General features: G+C 41.0%; 17 protein-coding genes. 6 read left to right on the forward strand and 11 right to left on the reverse strand.

Translation table 11 applies throughout. From position 1 onward, the window contains the following. Position 1 precedes the first annotated feature (1 nt). The 3 genes from ribD to glyA all read right to left on the reverse strand — a co-directional run bounded on the left by ribD (position 2) and on the right by glyA (position 2,958). Complete coding sequence (gene ribD, locus J3455_RS15065; protein ID WP_178926648.1) at positions 2-1,141, reverse strand: bifunctional diaminohydroxyphosphoribosylaminopyrimidine deaminase/5-amino-6-(5-phosphoribosylamino)uracil reductase RibD; 1,140 nt, start codon at positions 1,139-1,141, stop codon at positions 2-4. A 2-nt stretch (positions 1,142-1,143) separates the two neighbouring features. Continuing rightward, complete coding sequence (gene nrdR, locus J3455_RS15070; protein ID WP_054552576.1) at positions 1,144-1,593, reverse strand: transcriptional regulator NrdR; 450 nt, start codon at positions 1,591-1,593, stop codon at positions 1,144-1,146. Positions 1,594-1,701: 108 nt separating this feature from the next. Then, on the reverse strand, positions 1,702-2,958 hold the full coding sequence (glyA, locus tag J3455_RS15075) for a serine hydroxymethyltransferase (RefSeq protein WP_054552577.1): 1,257 nt from the start codon (positions 2,956-2,958) through the stop codon (positions 1,702-1,704). Positions 2,959-3,249: 291 nt separating this feature from the next. On the opposite strand from glyA, the gene J3455_RS15080 reads away from it, so the two are divergent. Continuing rightward, positions 3,250-3,618: a hypothetical protein gene (locus J3455_RS15080; protein ID WP_130049558.1), complete on the forward strand. Its 369-nt coding sequence runs from the start codon at positions 3,250-3,252 to the stop codon at positions 3,616-3,618. 32 nt (positions 3,619-3,650) lie between these two features. Here J3455_RS15080 and thrC read toward each other — a convergent pair whose 3' ends face one another. The 4 genes from thrC to J3455_RS15100 form a co-directional block, all read right to left on the reverse strand. Beyond that, on the reverse strand, positions 3,651-4,934 hold the full coding sequence (gene thrC / locus J3455_RS15085) for a threonine synthase (protein ID WP_167658142.1): 1,284 nt from the start codon (positions 4,932-4,934) through the stop codon (positions 3,651-3,653). 18 nt (positions 4,935-4,952) lie between these two features. Next, complete coding sequence (thrB, locus tag J3455_RS15090; protein ID WP_167658144.1) at positions 4,953-5,879, reverse strand: homoserine kinase; 927 nt, start codon at positions 5,877-5,879, stop codon at positions 4,953-4,955. 9 nt (positions 5,880-5,888) lie between these two features. After that, positions 5,889-8,306 (reverse strand): bifunctional aspartate kinase/homoserine dehydrogenase I, encoded by a 2,418-nt coding sequence (gene thrA / locus J3455_RS15095; protein ID WP_349561997.1) that lies wholly within the window; start codon positions 8,304-8,306, stop codon positions 5,889-5,891. Between the two features lie 226 nt (positions 8,307-8,532). Continuing rightward, positions 8,533-8,907 (reverse strand): response regulator, encoded by a 375-nt coding sequence (locus J3455_RS15100; RefSeq protein WP_130049562.1) that lies wholly within the window; start codon positions 8,905-8,907, stop codon positions 8,533-8,535. A 246-nt stretch (positions 8,908-9,153) separates the two neighbouring features. Between J3455_RS15100 and J3455_RS15105 the strand changes: the two genes are divergently transcribed. Further along, complete coding sequence (locus J3455_RS15105) at positions 9,154-10,917, forward strand: sensor histidine kinase (RefSeq protein ID WP_130049563.1); 1,764 nt, start codon at positions 9,154-9,156, stop codon at positions 10,915-10,917. Positions 10,918-11,007: 90 nt separating this feature from the next. Beyond that, positions 11,008-11,916, forward strand: coding sequence for a recombination-associated protein RdgC (rdgC, locus tag J3455_RS15110; RefSeq protein ID WP_130049564.1), 909 nt, complete (start codon positions 11,008-11,010; stop codon positions 11,914-11,916). 63 nt (positions 11,917-11,979) lie between these two features. On the opposite strand, the gene J3455_RS15115 is transcribed toward rdgC, so the two are convergent. After that, positions 11,980-12,822, reverse strand: a complete 843-nt coding sequence (locus J3455_RS15115; protein WP_058586211.1) for an HDOD domain-containing protein — start codon at positions 12,820-12,822, stop codon at positions 11,980-11,982. 271 nt (positions 12,823-13,093) lie between these two features. On the opposite strand from J3455_RS15115, the gene J3455_RS15120 reads away from it, so the two are divergent. After that, the gene (locus J3455_RS15120; RefSeq protein WP_130049565.1) at positions 13,094-14,794 is read left to right on the forward strand and encodes a dipeptidyl-peptidase 3 family protein; all 1,701 of its coding nucleotides are present in this window, start codon (positions 13,094-13,096) and stop codon (positions 14,792-14,794) included. 74 nt (positions 14,795-14,868) lie between these two features. Here J3455_RS15120 and J3455_RS15125 read toward each other — a convergent pair whose 3' ends face one another. Both J3455_RS15125 and J3455_RS15130 read right to left on the reverse strand, forming a co-directional pair. Beyond that, positions 14,869-15,618 (reverse strand): substrate-binding periplasmic protein, encoded by a 750-nt coding sequence (locus J3455_RS15125; RefSeq protein ID WP_130049566.1) that lies wholly within the window; start codon positions 15,616-15,618, stop codon positions 14,869-14,871. A gap of 63 nt (positions 15,619-15,681) precedes the next feature. Further along, positions 15,682-16,086, reverse strand: coding sequence for an HIT domain-containing protein (locus J3455_RS15130; RefSeq protein ID WP_167658147.1), 405 nt, complete (start codon positions 16,084-16,086; stop codon positions 15,682-15,684). A gap of 112 nt (positions 16,087-16,198) precedes the next feature. Between J3455_RS15130 and J3455_RS15135 the strand changes: the two genes are divergently transcribed. Further along, positions 16,199-18,424 carry a S9 family peptidase gene (locus J3455_RS15135; RefSeq protein ID WP_130049568.1) on the forward strand — a complete coding sequence of 742 codons (2,226 nt, stop codon included), beginning with the start codon at positions 16,199-16,201 and terminating at the stop codon, positions 18,422-18,424. A gap of 149 nt (positions 18,425-18,573) precedes the next feature. Further along, positions 18,574-20,211: a methyl-accepting chemotaxis protein gene (locus J3455_RS15140; RefSeq protein ID WP_130049569.1), complete on the forward strand. Its 1,638-nt coding sequence runs from the start codon at positions 18,574-18,576 to the stop codon at positions 20,209-20,211. A 58-nt stretch (positions 20,212-20,269) separates the two neighbouring features. Here J3455_RS15140 and J3455_RS15145 read toward each other — a convergent pair whose 3' ends face one another. Beyond that, complete coding sequence (locus J3455_RS15145; RefSeq protein WP_294091049.1) at positions 20,270-21,793, reverse strand: M17 family metallopeptidase; 1,524 nt, start codon at positions 21,791-21,793, stop codon at positions 20,270-20,272. Positions 21,794-21,883: the final 90 nt, after the last annotated feature.

Consider the following 21,883-nt stretch of genomic DNA (forward strand, 5'->3'; position numbering starts at 1 on the left):
GCTACTCTTTATTTTTCAATTTTTGTGGCTTGCTTTGCTTTGTAGCTGTTAAGCGAATATCGTCGCCAATCATTACTGTATCAGTAAAAGTCAGTTCAGTGATATCACTCATCACGGTAACTTCTGCAAAGTTTAGTAAGCTTTTGCCCATATCACCTATTAACTTAGGGGCAATATAAACGATGTATTCGTCAATTAAATCCTGCTCAGCAAACACCCCTGCAAGGGTCGCTCCTGCTTCGAGCCATATCTGATTAAATTGTAGTTCAGCAAGACGCTTTAAAACCGCGGATAAATCAACTTTATTATTAACTGCTGGTACAACTTCGTGTTTAACAAAGTGAGGCCATTGATGTTGTTTATCAAGCGATGTAGTGAAAATAATCACCGGACTTTCAATGCTAAATAATGTAAGTTCAGGCGTTAACCTATTTTGTGAATCAATAATCACTCGAGTAGGCTGGCGCAAAGGCAAGGATGTAGGCATAGCAAATGGCAGTTCATCAACGCGCACATTGAGTTTTGCATTATCAGTAATGACTGTGTCAGCCCCCGTCAAGATAGCGCAACTTTGCGCACGATATGCTTGCACATCTTGGCGCGCTTTAGGACCAGTAATCCATTTACTTTGACCATTATTTAGCGCGGTTTTGCCATCTAAACTACAGGCCATTTTACAAGTCACATATGGTACCCCTGTTTCCATACGCTTTAAAAAGCCTTTGTTTAGGTCACGCGCTTGTTGCTCAAGTAAACCGGATGCCACTGAAATACCAGCATCGGCTAAAATCTGTAGACCACGACCACTCACCGCAGGGTTAGGATCGACCATGGCAGCAATAACCTTACTGACACCAGCTGCTTTTAAACCTTCGGCACAAGGCGGAGTGCGTCCATAATGACTACAAGGCTCTAAAGTTACATATGCTGTGGCGCCTTTCGCATTGTCGCCAGCCACAGCCAAGGCATTTACTTCAGCATGGCCCTGCCCTGCTAGTTGATGAAACCCTTCACCGACTATTTCGCCATCTTTAACCAGTACACAGCCAACATTAGGGTTTGGAGTCGTGGTAAAACGCCCTTGTTTAGCAAGCTCAATGGCACGCGCCATATAAGCAGTATCAAGCTCTGTGAATGACATAGTTAATCACCTAAACGAGCGATTTCTTCACCAAACTCGCGAATATCTTCAAATGAACGATATACAGATGCAAAACGCACATAGGCCACTTTGTCGAGTTTTTTCAGTGACTCCATGATGCACTCGCCAATTAAATGGCTAGATATTTCACGCTCACCAGTAGCACGAAGTTGAGATTTAATAATGTTAACGACTTCGTCGACCTGCTCAGTGCTAACTGGGCGTTTCTCTAAAGCGCGATGCAAGCCATTGAGTAACTTATCTTCGTTAAATGGTTCGCGACTACCGTCTTGCTTAATCACTCTTGGCATCACAAGTTCAGCGCCTTCAAAGGTGGTAAAGCGCTCATGGCATTCGTTACATTCACGTCGACGTCTAACTTGGTGACCACCGCCAACAAGTCGAGAATCAATTACTTTGGTATCTTTTGCGGTGCAAAAAGGGCAATGCATAGGGTTCAACTTCCGTTTATAAAAAACAAAAAAAGGCCGCTTACTAAGCGGCCTTTATAATAGCAAAAAACAACGCTATTGTTATCTTAATTACGGTTTAACCAGTAATTAAGCGTAAACTGGTAATTTTTTACAGATAGCTTTAACTTTCTCTTTTACTTCTGCTTGTACAGACTCATCGTTGATGTTGTCTAATACGTCACAGATCCAGCCTGCAAGCTCTTTTGACTCAGCTTCTTTGAAACCACGGCGAGTAATAGCCGGAGAACCAATACGAAGACCAGACGTTACGAACGGTGAACGTGGGTCGTTTGGTACTGAGTTTTTGTTAACAGTGATGTTAGCGTTACCTAGTGCAGCGTCAGCATCTTTACCTGTGATATCTTTGTCAATTAGGTCAAGAAGGAATAAGTGGTTGTCTGTTTTACCAGAAACAACTTTATAGCCACGCTCTTGAAGTACTTCAACCATAGCTTGAGCGTTCTTAACAACTTGTGCTTGGTACGCTTTGAACTCTGGCTGTAATGCTTCTTTGAAAGCAACCGCTTTAGCAGCGATGATGTGGCATAAAGGACCACCTTGACCACCAGGGAAAACAGCACTGTTTAGCTTTTTGTAGATCTCTTCATCACCACATGCAGAAACGATTAGACCGCCACGAGGGCCTGCTAATGTTTTGTGAGTTGTCGTAGTAACAACGTGTGCATGAGGAATTGGGCTTGGGTATACACCCGCTGCGATAAGACCAGCAACGTGAGCCATATCTACGAATAAATATGCACCAACTTTATCAGCGATTTCACGGAATTTAGCCCAGTCAACAACGCCTGAGTATGCAGAGAAACCAGCGATGATCATTTTTGGCTTATGCTCTAATGCAAGTGCTTCAACTTGAGCGTAATCAATTTCGCCAGTTTCGTCATTTAGGCCGTATTGAATTGCATTATACGTTTTACCAGAAAAGTTAACGTGTGAACCGTGAGTTAAGTGACCACCATGAGCTAAGCTCATACCTAGTACTGTATCATGCGGCTGAAGAAGAGCTTGGAAAACAGCTGCGTTTGCTTGTGAACCCGCATGCGGTTGGACGTTAGCGTAATCTGTGCCGAATAATTCGTTTGCACGATCAATTGCTAGTTGCTCAACAACGTCAACATGCTCACAACCGCCATAGTAACGTTTGCCTGGGTAACCTTCAGCGTATTTGTTGGTAAGCTGAGAACCCTGCGCTTCAAGTACGCGTGGGCTACAGTAGTTTTCAGACGCGATCAGTTCGATGTGCTCTTCTTGACGAGCCGTCTCTTTAGTGATGGCTGCAAATAACTCTGGATCGAAATCCGAAATATTCATGCTACGTTCTAACATGGGGTCTCCTAAGGCAACGTGTATGGTGTTTTTTGAAGGCTGTATTGTACGCTTAAAACGCACTTTTGCCTATCTTGTAAAGATGAACATATTTAAACAGGGATTGAATTTATTTCACAGTGTTTTAATAATGATATTTTTTTATTGATACATAAAAAAAAATTATAGATTTAAAATATTACATATATTTTTAAAATGTCACTCTAGATAAAATTATCAACGCTTTATTGCGTTTCAATAGAAGCGAACTAAGCTTATATTCCTAGTCAATATCAAGGATGGTATAAGTACATGTTAGCTAAACCTATATATGAATTAGTCCCCTACGGATACTTCTTTCTCGGCATGAGCTGCATCACATTAGCAAATAATTATGTACCAACATTAATTGGTGTAACTTTATTTTTATTAGGCGCTAACATTTGGCGAATGCGCTCAGAAGCTAGAAGAACAGATCATATAAGCCAGCGAGTTAAACAAAAAAAGTCCAACTACTACTATGAATTTAAACCATTTATTATTTTTATTTCGGCTTTCACTTTGATGCAATGGACACAAAATGAATTAGTCTCAGTGATCAGTATTTTGCTATGTATTGCTGCGGTGGTCATTTTATGCATGCGAGTTTTAAACCGTCATAGTCATTCATTACTTCATTAAAAAAGAGCGGCTTCGCCGCTCTTTTTTTAGTATTAAGCTAATTTATTTAGCAGCTCTGTTCGAAGCAATTGATAATCAAACTTAATATCTTCAGCCAAACACTGCTTTGCCAATGCATCAGCAAGCGGTTTTGGCATTGGCAGTTCAATGTCTAAAATTTGCTCTACACTGTCTTTGAATTTAGCAGGGTGTGCGGTCGCTAAAAATATACCTGCACTACCGTCGGCTAGATTTTCTTTCAAGCCTTGATAAGCAATTGCAGTATGAGGTTCTGCGATATAACCAGTCTGATGAATTTTTTTCATCACCTCTTTTGTTTCTTCTTCACCAACACAGCTTGAATAAAAGTCATCATAGCTAAACCATTCGTTATCTAGCATAAATTGAACGCGTGGCCAGTTATTCGGTTTACTCACATCCATTGCGTTCGATAAAGACTCAAGTGTGTCATTTGGCGCCCACTCTTTATTTCGCAAGAAGCGTGGCACAGTGTCGTTTTGATTAGTTGTGGCACTTAATTTAGCAACAGGCATTCCAAGTACAGCACCAATCATCGCCGCACATACATTACCAAAGTTACCACTAGGTACTGAGATATGCGCTTTACTACGCTGCTCTTTTGGTAATTGCGCAATTGCTTCAAAGTAATAGCATACTTGCGCAACTAAACGACTGATGTTGATTGAATTCGCTGAGTTTAAACCTAGCTTTTGTTTAATTTCATCGTCTAAGAAAGCTTGTTTTACCATACTTTGGCAGTCATCAAAGCTACCATCAACGGCGTAGCAGTGAATGTTATTACCTAAAGTAGTGAATAGTTTTTGCTGCGCTAATGATATTTTACCTTTTGGGTATAAGATCACGACATCAATATTTGGCTTGTTATAAAATGCATGAGCAACGGCTGCGCCAGTATCGCCCGATGTGGCCGTTAAAATAGTGACTTTTTCGCCTTGGTTAAATTGGGCAAGACACTCAGCCATAAAACGACCGCCAAAGTCCTTAAAAGCAAGCGTTGGGCCATGAAATAACTCCAAACAATAAATGTCTTTTTCAACTTCTACCAACTTCACATCGAAGTTAAAAGCGTTTTGCACCATCTGTGCGACGGTATCAGCAGGTAATTCATCACCAATTAAGTGCGATAAAATCTTACTACTCCGACTAACAAAGTCCAAATCTAATAAAGTATCAATGTCTTGTATTGGCGATAGGCTATCAGGGAAGAACACACCTTGATTACGGCCTAAACCCGTTTTTACCGCTTCCACAAACGACACCTGTTGTGTTTCATCTTTTAAATTATGTAATTGCATGTTTATTCCTTAAATTCTTTAAAGCTGTCGCGTGCCAAGTTGATCAAGTTGGCAGATATGGCAGAAGCCCTGCTCATTAATGTAATTATCATTCAGCCACGCTGCACACTTTTGTGCAGCTTCAAGACTCTTACACACGGTAAATAATGTTGGCCCAGCACCTGAAATACTGACAATTTCAGCGCCAAGCTCTGGTAAAGCACTTTTCGCTTCGACAAAGCCTTGAATAAGCGGTGCACGATACGGTTCGGCTATTTCATCAGACATAATTGATAGTGCAGCATCAAAACGGCCAGTGAGCAATAAGCTACTAAACGCAGAAAGCCGCTGTGCAAATTCAACACTGTCGTGCATTGATAATTGCGTTGGCAAGACCGAACGCGCTTTTGCGGTATTCAGTGAAAAACCAGGGAAAGCCGCTACATAATACCATTGATTATCAACAGGTAACGAAATTGACTTGTTCGGAATGAGTTCACCCGTTAATTGCAAACCACCTAAATAACACGGCGTGATGTTATCGTAATGACGGCCGCCACTAACAATGGCTTCAAAGTCAGCCATCAACTCGATAAGTTGCTCTTGGGATAAATTTGTTTCGGCGAACTTATCGAGGGCAGCAAACGCAGCCACAACAGAACAAGCACTTGAACCTAAACCTGAGCCAATTGGTAGGTTCTTTTTAAGCTCAAGTTTTACCGCTGACATAGTCGGCGCAACGTGCTCTTTAAAGTGAATTAAACATTGATAAGCTAAGTTTTCTTCAGCATTTGCAGGCAATTTACTGGCATAGTCGCCAGAGCATACAAAAGTATCTTGCTCTGCGGCACTAACCTCTACAACATCGCCTAATAAAGTACCATCGATAGGTGCCAGTGCGGCACCGAGTGCATCAAAGCCGACAGCAAAATTCCCGATTGAAGCGGGTGCGTATACACGGATCATGACCTGCTCCTAGCGCGTTAACGTTTTTAAGATATCAGCAAATACACCCGCAGCCGTTACTTCAGCACCTGCACCATAACCACGAATCACAAACGGACGAGGTTGATAATACTGACTTAAAATTGCCAGTGCATTTTCACCGTCACGAATATCGTATAAAGCATGGCTGCTATCAACGGCTTCTATACCGACTTTGCATTGACCATTTTCAATAGTGCCCACATAACGAAGTACTTTACCTTCACTTGCAGCACTTTGGATGCGGTCGTTAAACTCGCTATCAAGCGATGGCAGTTTTGCCATGAAATCTGCTACAGAATCATCTTCTGCAAACCCTAAAGGTAAAACAGATTCAACTTCGATATCGCTTAGTTCTAATTCAAGACCAGATTCACGGGCAATGATCAGTAGTTTTCGAGCAACATCAGTTCCAGATAAATCATCACGCGGATCAGGCTCTGTAAATCCACTTTCTTTTGCTTTTAATGTTGCTTCACTAAGTGATAAACCATCTTGTAGTGCACCAAACATATACGATAATGAACCCGATAAGATACCGCTGAATTTAATGAGTTCATCGCCCGCACCAAATAGCGATTTAAGATTATCAAGTACCGGTAAACCTGCACCTACGTTTGTTTCGTATAAAAATTTACGATTATTCTTTTGTGTTGCTGCAACTAAATCTTGGTAGTAAGTATATGAGCTAGTATTGGCTTTTTTGTTAGCAGCAACAACATGAAAACCGGCATTCAAGAAATCCACATATTGCGCAGCAAGCTTATCGGCCGAACTACAGTCAACTATCACAGGGTTGATTAAGTGGTTTTGTTTTACAAATTGCTCCACCAAACTTAAATCAAATGCTTGCTCTGACTCGGCTAGTTTGTCTTGCCAGCCATTAAAAGCAATACCTTCGCTATCAAGGTAAAGCTGTCTTGAGTTAGCAACACCGTATAAGTTCAGCTTAATGTTACGCTTTTCAAGCCACGCTTGTTGGCGTTGTAACTGCTGAATAAGCTCTTGACCAACCAAACCACAACCAAGTAAAAAAACATCAATTGAAGGAATGTGGGTAAAGAAATTTTCATGGCAAACTTTTACAGCGTCGTTGCAAAACTCACCGTCGATGACCGCTGAAATTGCACTTTCAGTGGAATCTTGTGCAATTGCAACGATGTTAACCTGCGCTTGTGCTAACGAAGCAAAGAACTTAGCCGCTAACCCTTTGTGAGCACGCATGTTATCGCCTACTAAAGTGACAATAGCAAGGTTACGCTGCACTTGAACTGGTTCGATTAGGCCAGCTTGTGATTCTAATTCGAAAGCAGTCTGAAGTGCTTCAAGGGCAAGCGATAGGTCGCTTTCATGAACACAAAAACTGATGCTAAATTCACATGAAGATTGAGTGATTAAAACAATTGAAACATTGTCATGAGCAAGTGCATTAAATACTTTTGATGCCATGCCCACTTTACCTTTCATACCTGGGCCTGAAACAGTTAACATAGCAAGGTTTTGTAGACTTGATAGCGCTTTAACAGGCTCGTTAGATACACTGTCGTTACTGATCACTGAGCCTTCAGCACGTGGATTATGTGTATTTTTGATCTCACACGGCACACCCGCTTTGGCACAAGGTAAAATCGTTTTCGGGTGCAATACCTTCGCCCCAAAATAAGAAAGCTCCATCGCTTCTTTATATGATAGTGAATCAACCTTAGACGCTTTTTTGATATAACGCGGATCAGCATTATAAACGCCATCAACATCAGTCCAGATCTGACATACATCGGCTTCTAAACATGCTGCAGCAATTGCCGCTGAGTAGTCTGAGCCATTTCGACCAAGTGTTGTTAGCTCACCTTGTTCGTTAGCAGCAGTAAAGCCCGGCATGATATAAATAGTGCTCGGTGCAGCTTTTAGTGCTTCTTGAAAACGCAACTTACTTGCAGCCAAGTCAGCTTCAGCATCAATGTAGCCGCCCACAGAGGCAATACAATCAGTCGCTTCTAGATAGCGAGCATTGCTTTGTTTAAGCATGCACTCCATCAAAGCAACACTTACGCGCTCACCAAAGCTAATAGTATAGGCACGTACTTGGTCTGGGCAGCACTTTAAAAGTGCAACACCATCAAGTTTATTCTTCAGTTCATTCAAGTTAGGCCAACTTGCTACCTGACCAAAATCAGCTTCAACAGCAGCTTTTAGTTGTTCACAGCGCGCAACCAATGCTTGCCATAGCTCACTAAAGTCCTGCCCATGTTCTGCAGTACTTGCTAACGCGACTAATGAATCAGTCATACCACCTGGAGCTGATAGCACTAACAGCATTTCATCGCGTAATTCTTCTTTGACTAACTGAGCTACCTGTTGCAAACATGCGTAGTCGGCCAAGGACGACCCACCAAATTTTAATACTCGCATTATTTATGTTTCCTCATTCCATAAACGAAAAAGGCCTGTGTTCTAGTGAACACAGGCCTATAAATTTGTTGCACCGACCTATGCCACTATCCAGTAAGGATGATGGTTGTAATAATAATGGTCGTTGCGTGATTAAATGTTTTCATAGACTCTAGACTGCCTTAAATGTAGTCAGGCTGTCAACCCTTAAAGAAAGATAAATTATGCGTTTGTGTTATTTAAAAGATTAATGAATACCAAATTTATGCAAAGTTGCTTTTAGACGAACAAGATCTATTGGTTTATCAATGAAATCAATGGCGCCCAACTTTACTACTCTTTGCTTCATTTCAGTCTGAATATCAGCCGAAATAACTATTACAAAGCATTCTATTTTCTCTGCTTTAATAGATTCAAGCACAGCGACTCCATCCAGTTCAGGCATGGTTAAATCTAAACAGAGTAGATCAAAATTATGTTCGCGCAGTAACGCAAGTGCTTCACGCCCATTGGTTGCTTGTTGAATATCTGCATTCAAGCAATCCCCTAAACAGCGCACTACCTGCTTACGGGCAATATTTGAGTCATCACAGACCAGTACTGAAAAATTAGGATTATTCATGAAATAAAAATCTTTGCTGTAGCAAATACAACATTAAAAAAGGCTAATGTTAAAAAAGTTAAAGGTGAAATAAATTTATAACACAATTTTTAAAGCGCAGTAAGGCTAAGCTTTTTCAAAAAATACTAACAATTTATAAATGTTCCAGTAAAAAAGGATATATTTATTTCTTTTTAACCATTTATTAGCTAACTTTAGAACTAGCTGAATGTATTACAATTGTCACCAAGGAGCTATGGATATTCCATGCTACAAAAAAGCCTGTCAAAAGAATTATTAACAAATGTGCTCTCTGTCTACTTTTTACTAACCTTCGTGGTGACGTGTGGACAGGTTATTGCTGAGTACGTTAATACAAAAGATTACATTCGCGACGAGTTAACTACTTTACAAAAAACATTTAGCCGTAGTTTAACCCGTGCAATTTGGGAACTGAACGATAAACAAACCATCACGACGGCTGAGGGCCTACTGGCAATCCCTATGATCGAAGGCATTATTGTGCGTGATGATAGTGGTGAGGTACTCTCACAATTAGGGCGTTCGTTAGATATTCATGAGCTTTACAGTCAACAGTTAGTTCAAGAAGAAGCAATTATCGAAGATACGCCGTCGGGTTTATTTGGTTATACATTCCCACTTATTTTTGAATTCTCGGGTAAAACAACCCAAGTAGGCGACGTAACCCTATTCTCAAGCCGTGAAGTGGTATTTAGCCGCATCATGATTTCTATCTATTTTTTAATCGGAAATGCGATGATCAAAACCACCTTTTTGATCATTCTTTTCTTACTCGCATTTAGAAAGCGCTTAACCGAGCCATTGGCACAGTTCACAGAACAAATTGAAGATCTAGAACTAAACGATTTAGAAGGTCGCCATATCGAGATCAAAACCGTTGAGCATAACGAATTAAAAGTAATGGAAGAATCTTTCAACCGCTTAATTGATAAAGTGGTACTTTACCGTGAGGAGCTCGAACATACCCAAAAAGAACTTTTGATAAGTAATGAAAAGCTCGACCAACATAACTTGCAGTTAGAACAAGAAGTCGCACGCAAAACATCAAACCTAAGCCAAGCTATGATGGACTTGCAGCAACAAAAATACGAGCTTGAAAAACAAAAGCTAACACTTACTGAAGAAATCGATTTACGTAAGCAAACTGAACAAGAGCTAATAACTAAGCAAACTGAGTTACAACGCTACCTTGATGAACTTAATATGGCACAAGAGCGCTTAGTAGGCTCAGAAAAAATGGCTGCGTTAGGCGGCTTAGTTGCAGGTATTACTCATGATGTTAATACACCTATTGGGATTGGTGTTACTGCAACTTCCTTTTTACAAGAGCGCTTAGACCAAATTGAAGCAGCTTACAAAGATAAGACTCTGTCGCCAAAAGCACTGGAAGAATTTATTAATGATGCTAAACAAAGCACCAGCTTACTCACCAGTAACTTAGACCGTGCTTCTGAGCTGGTTGCAAGCTTCAAGCAAATTGCAGTCGACCAAGCCAGTGAAGCGGTACGAACAATTAATTTTAAAGAGTATTTAGGTGAAGTGATCCGCTCTTTACATCCAAAACTCAAAAAAACATCGCATCACATTAATTTAGATTGCCCTGATGATTTAACGCTTAACCTACCTGCGGGTGCTATCAGCCAAATTTTCACAAACCTGATTATGAACTCACTCATTCATGGTTTTGAAGGTATTGAAAGTGGTGTTATTGATATTGTTATCAAAGAAGAAGATGACGAAGTTGTCATCGACTTTAAAGACAATGGTAATGGCGTATCAAAAGAGCAATTAGAAAAGCTTTTCGACCCATTCTTTACTACTAAACGCGACCAAGGCGGCAGTGGTTTGGGCACACATATTACCTTTAACCTCGTTAAACAAACCCTAAGTGGCGATATTGAGGTATCAAGCGAAGTCGGTAAAGGCTTGCACTACCATATTAGTTTTCCGAAAAACATGCCAAAACCTCTTTCAATGTTTAACTCATAAGCAAATAGAGCTGATGCCGAAATGATTCATTTCGGCATCAGTTTTTTATTGCTATGATTGGGCAAATTTATTGAAAGGATTAGCCTAATTATGTGGTTTAGTAACCTTATCTGTTACCGTTTTAAACAAGACGTTTCATACTCTCAAGAAGACTTCGACAAAGCCCTAGAGCAAGACCTGTTTCGTTCATGTACCGGCCAAGAGCTTTCAACTTTTGGTTGGACAAAAGCGTTTGGTAAGCATGGGCAAACCCTGTCTCACTTCTCTCAAGACAGCATTTTAGTATGCGCAAAGCGTGAAGAAAAAGTGCTGCCAGCTGCCGTTATCAATGAAATGGTTGCAGAAAAAGTTGAGCAAATAGAAGCGGAAGAAAACCGCCCAGTTAAGAAAAAAGAAAAAGACGAACTAAAAGAAAATATTCTACACACGTTACTACCTCAAGCATTCAAAAAATCGAGCCTACAGTTTGCGTTTATCGACCAAAAGAATGGCTGGGTTGTTGTTAACAGCGCAAGCTTTAATAAAGCAGAAGAGCTTTTAGCCCTACTTCGTAAATCACTTGGCACACTTCCTGTCGTACCTGCATTTGCTAATTATGATTTAGATGTATTTTTAACTGATTGGTTAACTAATTTCAGTACGCCTGAAGGCTTTTCAATCGGTAACGATGCAGAACTTGAAGAAGCAGATGACAGTGGCGCTCAGGTTAAATTAAAAGGCCATGATTTATCATGTGACGAAGTTAAGTCTCATTTAGAAAATGGTAAGCGTGTAACTAAGCTTGCTCTTGATTGGCAAGAGCGCGTCAAATTCATGCTGCAAAACGATGGCTCGATTAAACGTTTAAGCTACTCAGAAACACTAAAAGAAGAAAACGCTGACATTCCAAAAGAAGATATGGCAGTAAAACTTGATGCTGACTTTATCTTAGCGTCAGAAGAAATTAAGCAAATGCTAGAAGAGCTGACTCAAGGCTTAGGCGACAAGGAAGATTTATAAAATTAACTCTTAGGTTAATTAACACTAAAAGCGCGACTAACTAAGTCGCGCTTTTTGTTTAAATTAGTCAGTAAAAATCGCTTTTACTTCGTTAAGCATATCGTGATATTCATCTTCACTGAACATATCAAGTGATTCAATCACGCCTTTATCCATGTAGGTTTGTAATGCTGCAGACTTATCAGAAACCTGTAAAATCCCTTCTAAAATTGCGCCAATACGAATGAAATCAACATAGCAGATATGTTCTGGACGATAGTTTGGATTTGCCCAACTTTCAGCAACTTCTACAAACTCATCAGTAAAGCCCCAAGCACGCATAATTGCACCACCTACTTTGCCACCTAATTTTTGGATAGCATGTGCAAGGAAACTTGGGTTTGCGAACACCTCTGGGTGCTTTTCGGCTTCAGTTAAAATTGGCAGTACACCAATGTTATAAACTAATGCCGCTAAGGTGATTGTGTCGCGATTAAGCGAGGTTTGCTTGTTTCTGCGTAAAAAGAAGTCCATTAAGGTAATTGAGTGGCACGCTACTTTAAGCGTTTTTTGCCATGCCTTGTCCATATAGCCTTTGATCAGCTCATTGTGCGATACAAACAGCTGTTCCATTGCCATTGCGGTAGCAATGTTTTTGATTTGACGAAGACCAATTCGTGTTACCGCTTGGTGTAGATTTGTGACTTTAACTGAGCGCCCCATAAAAGCACTATTCGCAACTTTGATCATTCGTGCTGATAATGCTGGATCATGAGAAATGACATCTGCCATATCCATCAAGTTTACCTCGGGATTATCCGCGGCTTGCCTAACCTTTACTGCAACTTCCGGTAAGGTAGGTAACACTAAAGTGTCGTTATTTATTCTGTCGACCAATATGGTCAGTAATGCATTTTCTGTTGACATATGTGTGCCATCCTCTTGGATTAGCCCGCCCAAACAAAGACAGACTAATGACTGACATTATTAGATTAGTTATAGTTTTAGTATTGTCTAACTTAGCGCTAAAGTTAAGAAATTCACAGAAATTATCTATTTTTATATTTTTTAACTTCCTAACTCATAAATAAATATTGCTTCTAGCGTAGTAAACTTGCCATATATATGTCAGGTTTGCTTTAATGCATAGACTTTTCGTTTTCTAAGCAATGACTCTCACTTTTTAACGGGCAAAAAAATGACATTAAATAAAATTAGCCAAGCACTTATCTTATCAGGTGCTGTTTTTCTTGGCGCATGTTCTGACGAGCAAGCTAGCACTTCTCAAACTAAGCCTGCTGCAGAACAAACAAAACAAAGTACTGAACAAAACAACCCACAACTAATCAATGCAGAGAAAAGCCGTTTAGACATATACACAGACTTCACGCTTACTTCTGACCTAAGCCATTTAAGTGACAACCAAAAGCAAATGGTTGGCAAATTAATTGATGCATCAAAAATTATGGATGAGCTATTCTGGCGTCAAGCATTTGGTGATAACAAAGACGCTTTCCTTGCAAAAATTAATGATGAAAAAGTTCAGAAGTTTGCAGATATCAACTATGGCCCTTGGGATCGCTTAAACGGCGACCAAGTTTTCTTATCGGGCTATGAAGAAAAACCACTAGGTGCTGAATTTTATCCAAGCGATATCACTAAAGAAGAGTTAAACAACGCAACGGTTGATGACAAAACAGGTCTTTATTCGGTGATAAAACGTGACGAAAAAGGCCAGCTTTACAGTGTGGCTTACTCAGTTGAGTACGCACAAGAACTTGAAAAAGCAGCTAACTTGTTACGTGAAGCAAGTACGCTTGCTGATGACAAAGAATTCGCTAACTATCTTAGCATGCGCGCAGAAGCACTAGTAAGTGATGACTTCCAACCTTCTGATTTTGCATGGATGGATATGAAGAATAATCCAATTGACGTGGTTATTGGTCCTATCGAAACTTATGAAGATCAACTATTTGGTTACCGTGCAGCGTATGAATCTTATGTACTTATTAAAGATTTAGCATGGAGCGAGCGCTTAGCTAAATTTGCCGCTTTCTTACCTGAGCTACAAAAAGGTTTACCTGTAGACGAAAAATACAAACAAGAAGTCCCTGGCTCTGATGCTGACCTAAATGCTTATGATGTTGTGTATTACGCAGGCCACTCAAATGCAGGTAGTAAAACAATTGCTATCAACCTGCCAAATGATGAACAAGTACAGCTAGAAAAAGGCACACGCCGTTTACAGCTTAAAAACGCAATGCGCGCTAAATTCGATAAAATCTTAGTGCCAATTTCAGAGCAGTTAATTGTTCCTGAACAACGTAAACACATTACCTTTGATGCTTTCTTCGCAAACACTATGTTCCACGAAGTAGCGCACGGTTTAGGTATTAAAAACACGATCACTGGTAAAGGAACTGTTCGCCAATCACTCCAAGAGCATGCAAGTGCCCTTGAAGAAGGTAAAGCGGATATCTTAGGTCTTTACATGGTTGAGCAATTGCTTAAGAAAGGTGAGATCACAGAGGGCACATTAGAAGATTACTACATCACCTTTATGGCCGGTATCTTCCGCTCAGTGCGTTTTGGTGCATCAAGCGCACACGGTAAAGCGAACATGATCCGCTTTAACTTCTTCGCTGAAGAAGGCGCCTTCTCTAAAAATGCTGACGGCTTATACAGCGTTAACATGGAGAAAATGAGTCAAGCAATGGAGAAACTATCTAACCTAATCCTTACTATTCAAGGTGACGGTGATTACCAAAAAGTTGATCAGCTAATCGCAACTCATGGCGATATCAAAGCTGAACTAGCTAAAGACTTAGAAAAACTAAGCCAAGCTAACATCCCTGTTGATGTTACTTTCAAACAAGGTAAAGAAGTATTAGGCCTTTAAGGTTAATGCTTCTTTAATATTAAAAACGCTGCAATTGCAGCGTTTTTTATTGCCTGACCCCTAGTAAAACACGACTAGTGTGCGATGAAGTTCAAACCATATTTGGAGTTTAGCTCTACAATATCCCCGTTGATCAGCATCTTTTGAAACTCAGTATTAAAAGCTTCAATAAATTCATCGAGTTCGCGTTGCTTACTAAAGCCGTAGTAGCCCTGATTAACCGTCACCGGCGGCGATAACATTATGACTTTATCATCGATACCTAAGCTTTCGATCACAGGCATTGCTGCGCGAGGATGGGTAAGTATTAAATCAACTCGGTTATGCATCAACTGTAAAAAACTAGCCCGCACATTACCCACTTCAGATAGCGATAAGTTTGCCTCGTTACGTTTAAATTCAGGACCATAGTTCCAACCTCGAATGGTACCAATAATATCTTTTCGTAAACTGGCAAAGTTTCCAACCCAAGTCACATCATTGTTCTTTTTGGTATATAAAACAATCGGGTCTTCGTAAAAAGGTAAGTCACTAAATTGCATATACTGCTGACGTATAATAGATTTGTAAGGACCTATAATGGCATCAGCTTGACCTTGCTCTACCATTTTTAAAGCGCGTTTTAGTGGCATGATATCGATAACCAACTCGTGCCCTAAACGCCTGCAAATTTCGTGGGCAATATCGGCACCTAAGCCAACCACTGTGCCCTGCTGATCTTGTTCTAAAATCGCAGGAAAATGACTACCAACAAAGTAATAGCTTTTTGCTAAACACGAAAAAGAGCTCAGAATAAGCAACATGGCAAACACTGTGTGTTTCATTTATTCTGTACCCCTTTACGCATCACTCATTTAGCTTAGTCCAATCTTACTAGAACAAATAGTTTAAAAATGCGCTTTTAATGCGGAAATTTGTTCATCAGTGTAAGGCACTGCGGGTAATTTTCCCCAAACTGGTGTTGGCCAAGCCGCATCGGCTGTAAAACGTGCAATATGATGAACATGTAATTGCGGCACCATGTTACCCAATGCCGCCACATTTAGTTTGTCTGGGTTGAATACCTGTTGTAATAGTTTACTGAGTTTGCCCGATTCTTGTAATAAGGTAATTTGTAGTTCTTCAGAAAGATCAATAATTTCTTTAACACCAGCGACTCTTGGCACTAAAATAAACCAAGGGTATTGGCTATCATTCATCAGCAATACTTTACACAGTGGCCAATCAGCAAGTTCGATGCAGTCGCGTTGTAATTCTGGGGCCAAAGAAAACGGCGTGTCAGTATTTTTCATCAATAAATCCTTTGATATTGGGTAAACATACCCTACTTTATAGCATTTTGTTGCAGTTGACTAAGCTTACCATTACCATCGTTGCAGTTTTTATTCGAGCGAAGGTACTCCTGTGCTAAAAAAAATTAAATCTCTCTCACTTGCTTTGCCAGTCGTGGCAACAGCATTCAGTGTGACCGCTGACCCCCTCACTCTTGAACGTATTTTTGACGATCCAAGCTTAGCAGGCAAAGCCCCTGTACAACTTAAATTTTCTCCAGACGGCAGTCGTGTAACTTACCTGCAAGGTAAGACGGATGATTACAACCGCTACGACTTATGGGAGTACAATTTAAAAGATAACAAAAACCGCCTATTAGTTGATTCTGCAGCACTATTTTCTGGCCCTGAAAACTTATCTGACGAAGAAAAAGCACGTCGTGAGCGCCAGCGTATTTTTGGCAAAGGGATTTTAGAATATAAATGGTCAAAAGATGGTAAAGCGCTTTTATTCCCGCTTAATGGCGACCTTTACTATTATGAGCTTAATTCAGCTAAAAGCCGTAAATTAACGGACACAGAAGCATTTGAAACCGATGCGCGTTTCTCACCAAAAGGGCACTATGTGTCATTTATTCGTGAGCAAAACCTGTACGCTCTTAACTTAAAGACGGGTCAAGAAATCCAATTAAGTAAAGATGGCGGCGGCGTAATTAAAAATGGTATGGCCGAGTTTGTTGCGCAAGAAGAAATGGGCCGTATGACTGGCTACTGGTGGTCAGGTGATGAATCTAAAATCGCTTATACCCGTGTTGATGAGAGCCCAGTAAAAGAAGCTATTCGTAATGAAATTTACGCTGATGAAGTAAAGCTTTTCAACCAACGCTACCCGTTTACTGGTACCGACAACGTTAAAATCCAGTTAGGTGTTGTGAGCATCAACAATCAAAAAACCGACTGGGTTGATTTAGGCGACGAGCAAGATATTTATATTGCCAGAGCTAAATGGTTAAAGGATAACAAAACGCTTTCTTACCAGTGGCAAGACCGCTCGCAACATAACTTAGAATTGCGTTTTTATAATAGCGAAACTAAAAAGCAAACAGTTGCCCTAAAAGAAACCAGCGATACTTGGATTAACCTGCACTTTGATTTGCAGTTCTTAAACGATAAAAAACATTTTGTTTGGGCATCTGAGCGCGACGGTTTTAAACACCTTTATTTATATCGCACAAACGGTGAAATGATCCGTCAAATCACCCAAGGTGAATGGGTAGTTGATAGCTTAAAAGGTATCGACGAGAAAAAAGGCATCGTTTATTTTGCGGGTCGTAAAGACACAGCTCTCGAGAGCCACCTTTACAGCGTACCGCTATTCAAAAAAGGCGAAATTAAACGCGTAACTGAGCTTGGTGCTTACCACAATGTAGTAATTGCTAAAGATAACAAAACCTTTATCGATAACAGCTCATCAGTGAATAAGCCTGGCTCTGCGGCATTACGTAAAATTAATGGCGAATTTATCACTTGGCTTGAAGAAAACAAGTTAGATAAGTCACACCCATTAACGCCTTACCTAGCTGATTTAATCACTCCAGAGTACGGCACGTTAACGGCTGAAGACGGGCAAATCATGCATTACCGTTTATTCAAGCCAACTAATTACCAAGATGGTAAAAAGCACCCGGTTATTGTTAACGTTTACGGCGGTCCTCATGCCCAACGTGTAACGAACAGCTGGCGTAGTAAAAACTTGTACTTCCAGTACATGGCACAACAAGGCTATGTTATTTTCCAACTTGATAACCGTGGTTCATACAACCGTGGTAAAAAGTTTGAAGACGTAATTTATAAACATTTAGGTGTTGCAGAAGTAGCAGATCAAATCAAAGGTGTTGAGTTTTTACGTACCCTTGATTACGTTGATCCTGAGCGTATTGGCATTTATGGCCACAGCTACGGTGGTTACATGGCGCTTATGACCATGTTTAAAGCGGGCGATTACTTCAAAGCGGGTGTTTCTGGAGCGCCAGTAACTGATTGGGCACTCTACGACACTCACTACACAGAGCGTTATGTAGGTCACCCTGCAACGAATGCTAAAGGTTACGAAGCAAGTGCTGTTTTCCCTTATGCTGAAGGTTTAAAAGGCCCGCTGATGATTTATCACGGGATGGCTGATGATAACGTGTTATTCACTCATGCCACTAAGTTATTCAAACAACTGCAAGATCAAGAAAAGCAGTTCGAAATGATGACTTACCCGGGCTCAAAACACAGTTTACGTGGCAAAAGCGTACAAACGCACTTACACCAAACTATCACAAGTTTCTTTAACCGACACTTTAACGTTGAGTAATCACTTTTAATTTCGGTAACTTAGACTAAAGGCTGATTGTTAAATCAGCCTTTTTTTTGTCTCAATGTATTCTACTATTTAACTAGATTTTCGACCTATTTTGGCTACGCTTAATACATTGCTCTTAAGAGCATGACGAAGGAATACACATGAATTACTTACGCCGTTTTACGATCTTTCAGCGCCTCGCCATGTTAGTGAGTGTGGTAGTGATAGGTTTAATATTTTTGAGTGTCTCAAGTTTGATGCAGCAGTTTAGCTCGCTAAAACAAGAGCAATACATAAAAACCAAAAACCTTGTTGAGTCTGCTCACTCTATTATCGAGCATAACTATGCTTTATTCGAGCAAGGTAAGCTGAGTGAACAACAAGCCAAACAAGCAGCCCTCGAAACAATTTCTGCACTTCGTTACGACGATAACAATTACTTTTGGATTAATGATTATCAACCCGTTATGGTCATGCACCCATTTAAGCCCGAATTAAATGGTAAATCACTAGCCGGCAGTAAAGATCCAGACGGCGTGCCGTTATTTGTCAACATGGTTAATATTGTCAAAAAACAAGGTGAAGGTTTTATTCCTTATAAATGGCCAAAGCCAGGTAAAGACGAGCCAGTTGATAAAATTGCCTACGTAAAAGGCTTTGATAAATGGCAATGGATTGTAGGCTCTGGTGTCTACATCGATACCATTGAAGAGGCATTCTCTTCGCTACGTAATCATGTGATTATTACCGCGCTAGTGATCATTGCCCTACTAGTTGCGCTAAGCTACCTAATTGCCAATAGCATTCTTCGACCGACACAACTTGCTGCCGACATGATGAAAGACATCTCACAAGGTGAAGGCGACTTAACCCAAAAGCTTGATGAAAATGGCAATGATGAAGTATCTCGTTTATCGCGCTACTTTAATTTGTACACCGCAAAAATGCGTGAGTCACTGAAACATGTTGCCCACAATGCAGATCAAGTAAATCAGTTTGCCCATAGCGTTGATGATGCCAGTAAAACAAATCACTCTTTTATTGAGCTACAAAACGACAGCTCGACTCAAGTAGCAACCGCAATGGAACAAATGACTCATCAAATTCACGATGTCAGTCAAAATGCCGATCAAGCTGAGCATGCCGCTAATGAAGCCGCGCAAAATGCAGAAGCGGGTAAGCAGGTTCTTAACAAGACCATTACCGCCATTGAGACCCTGTCGCATAATATTGAACAAGTTAGTAAGGTAACAGCCGACCTCGCTGCAGAGAGTAACAACATAGGCTCAGTACTTGATGTTATCCGCAGCATTGCAGAGCAAACCAACTTACTGGCACTCAATGCAGCCATTGAAGCAGCACGTGCTGGTGAGCAAGGTCGAGGCTTTGCCGTTGTAGCTGACGAAGTGCGAACTTTGGCAAGCCGTACAGGTAAAAGTACCGATGAAATTCAAGCCATGATCAGTAAACTACAAACCGGCGCACAAGCTGCTGTTGATGCTGTATCAGCAAGCCAACAATTATCAAGCGAAACAGTTTCACAGGCAGGTGAAGCAAATAGTTCACTGAGTGAGATTGAGCGACTTGTCACTATTATCAAAGATATGAACAGCCAAATCGCCCGCGCTACCGAGCAACAAACCAGCGCCGCAGATGAGGTTAATTTACGGATTAATGAGCTTTCGCAATCAACTGAGCAATCACTGTCGAATACCGAAGGGCTATCGAACGCCAGTGAAAACTTAAAACAAAGTTCACAAGCATTAAGTGATGTCGTTAACCGTTTCAAGCTCGACTAACACCACAAAAAAAGCCCCGCACAGCTGTGCGGGGCTTTTCAAACTTATAGCTTTTAGCTTATAAACAATAACGAGCGAATAAGCTGCTTACAGTTGCTGCGGTAGGCTTACCATGTTGCCAATCACCGCCTTCTACACCACTGCCTGCGATGTCCATATGAACATACGGTAATGGCTTTTCAGATTCAGTGCCATGTTTATCTAAACCACCAACAATTGCTAAAAATGCCATTGGGAATTGGTGACCACGAGCTGTCACTGCAGAAGCTGCATTGTTACTTGATAATACATCGTCAGCTAACGTGCGAGGGCGAATGAAGTCATAATCTTCACGGCGGCTGCGTGATACTTCTGCACCATCAGCCCATAAATCGCCTAGGTCAGCAATTTGACGAGAAATTTTAGCTGCACGAGCAGGACCATTTTCAACATACGCACTGTAAGGACCCATCGCACGTGCTGCGTGACCGGTTAGAGTTGCAACAGTAAATAGCTCAGGGTTCACTTCGTTTAGGGCGCGATCTTTCATTTCGCTTAGTAAGTCGCCCATTGCTAAACGACCTTCAGCATCTGTGTTACCGATACGAACACGAACACCTTCACGGCTGGTAATGATTTCATCCGGTACGAAACAATCAGAACCAATTGAGTTACGAACTACGGCTAAGTAAGCAATTACTTTTACGCCTTTAGGAGCAAAGTCAGCCACTGATTTCATAAAACCTGCAACCGAAGCTGCACCGCCTTTATCGCGGCTCATACCTGCCATAAAGCCACCCACTTTAAGGTCTGCACCACCGGTATCGTAAACTAAACCTTTACCAACAAACATTAAGGTGCGCTCAACGTCGCCTTCAGGAACATACTCTAGTTTTACAACTCTTGGGTGATGACGCTCAACAGCGTAAGATGCGCGTGCTACGGTGCTCATCATTGGGTAATCTTTATCGATGGTGTTGATATCTGAAATCACTTCTACAGACACCTTACTACCTGCAAATAACTCAACGCAATAATCTGCAAAACGAGGTGGTGCCATACGCTCAGGTTCTGTACCACATAAGTCACGTGCAGCGTATTGACCTGCTGCAATGGCATTAAGGGCTTTGCTCATCGCGTCATCTGCGCCCACTAAGCTAATTTGGCTGATTGGTTCAATCGCCTGACCGTGGAACTCACGTGCTTCAAGAGGTTGCCACAGCGCTTGGCAAGCACCTAAATACGCCACTTCAAGGGCATGCTTGTAACGGCTGTCTTGATTTACATTTGCAAGTAAAATAGCAGGCTGAGTGCTACCCGATGCTTTCGCTTCTAGTACACCTTGCTTTGCCGCGTCAAAGTAACGACGTACATCATCATAATCACGGTTTAGAGGGCCTGTAGGCGCTAAAATAACGCGTTTAGAGTCAATTACAAGTAATGTAACTTGTTTGCCAATACGCGCGTCTACAGCTTGTTGAGTGTTAATAGCTTGGCTTAAGCTTGCGTCCGCTAAAGAAGAAAAATCATCACCGATAATAATCAATGCATCGTGATCTGCATCCGCTAATTGAGGGGCTGCAACTGCATGAGGGTATGCCATAAAAAAGGTCCTGCTGTTAGAAACATAGGACCTTATTATCATTGATTTAGAGCGCTATTGCCAGCCAAGTAAGATAGCTAACTATAAGGC

This window comes from Pseudoalteromonas sp. NFXS39, from assembly GCF_040148775.1.
Taxonomy (GTDB): Bacteria; Pseudomonadota; Gammaproteobacteria; order Enterobacterales; family Alteromonadaceae; genus Pseudoalteromonas; species Pseudoalteromonas apostichopi.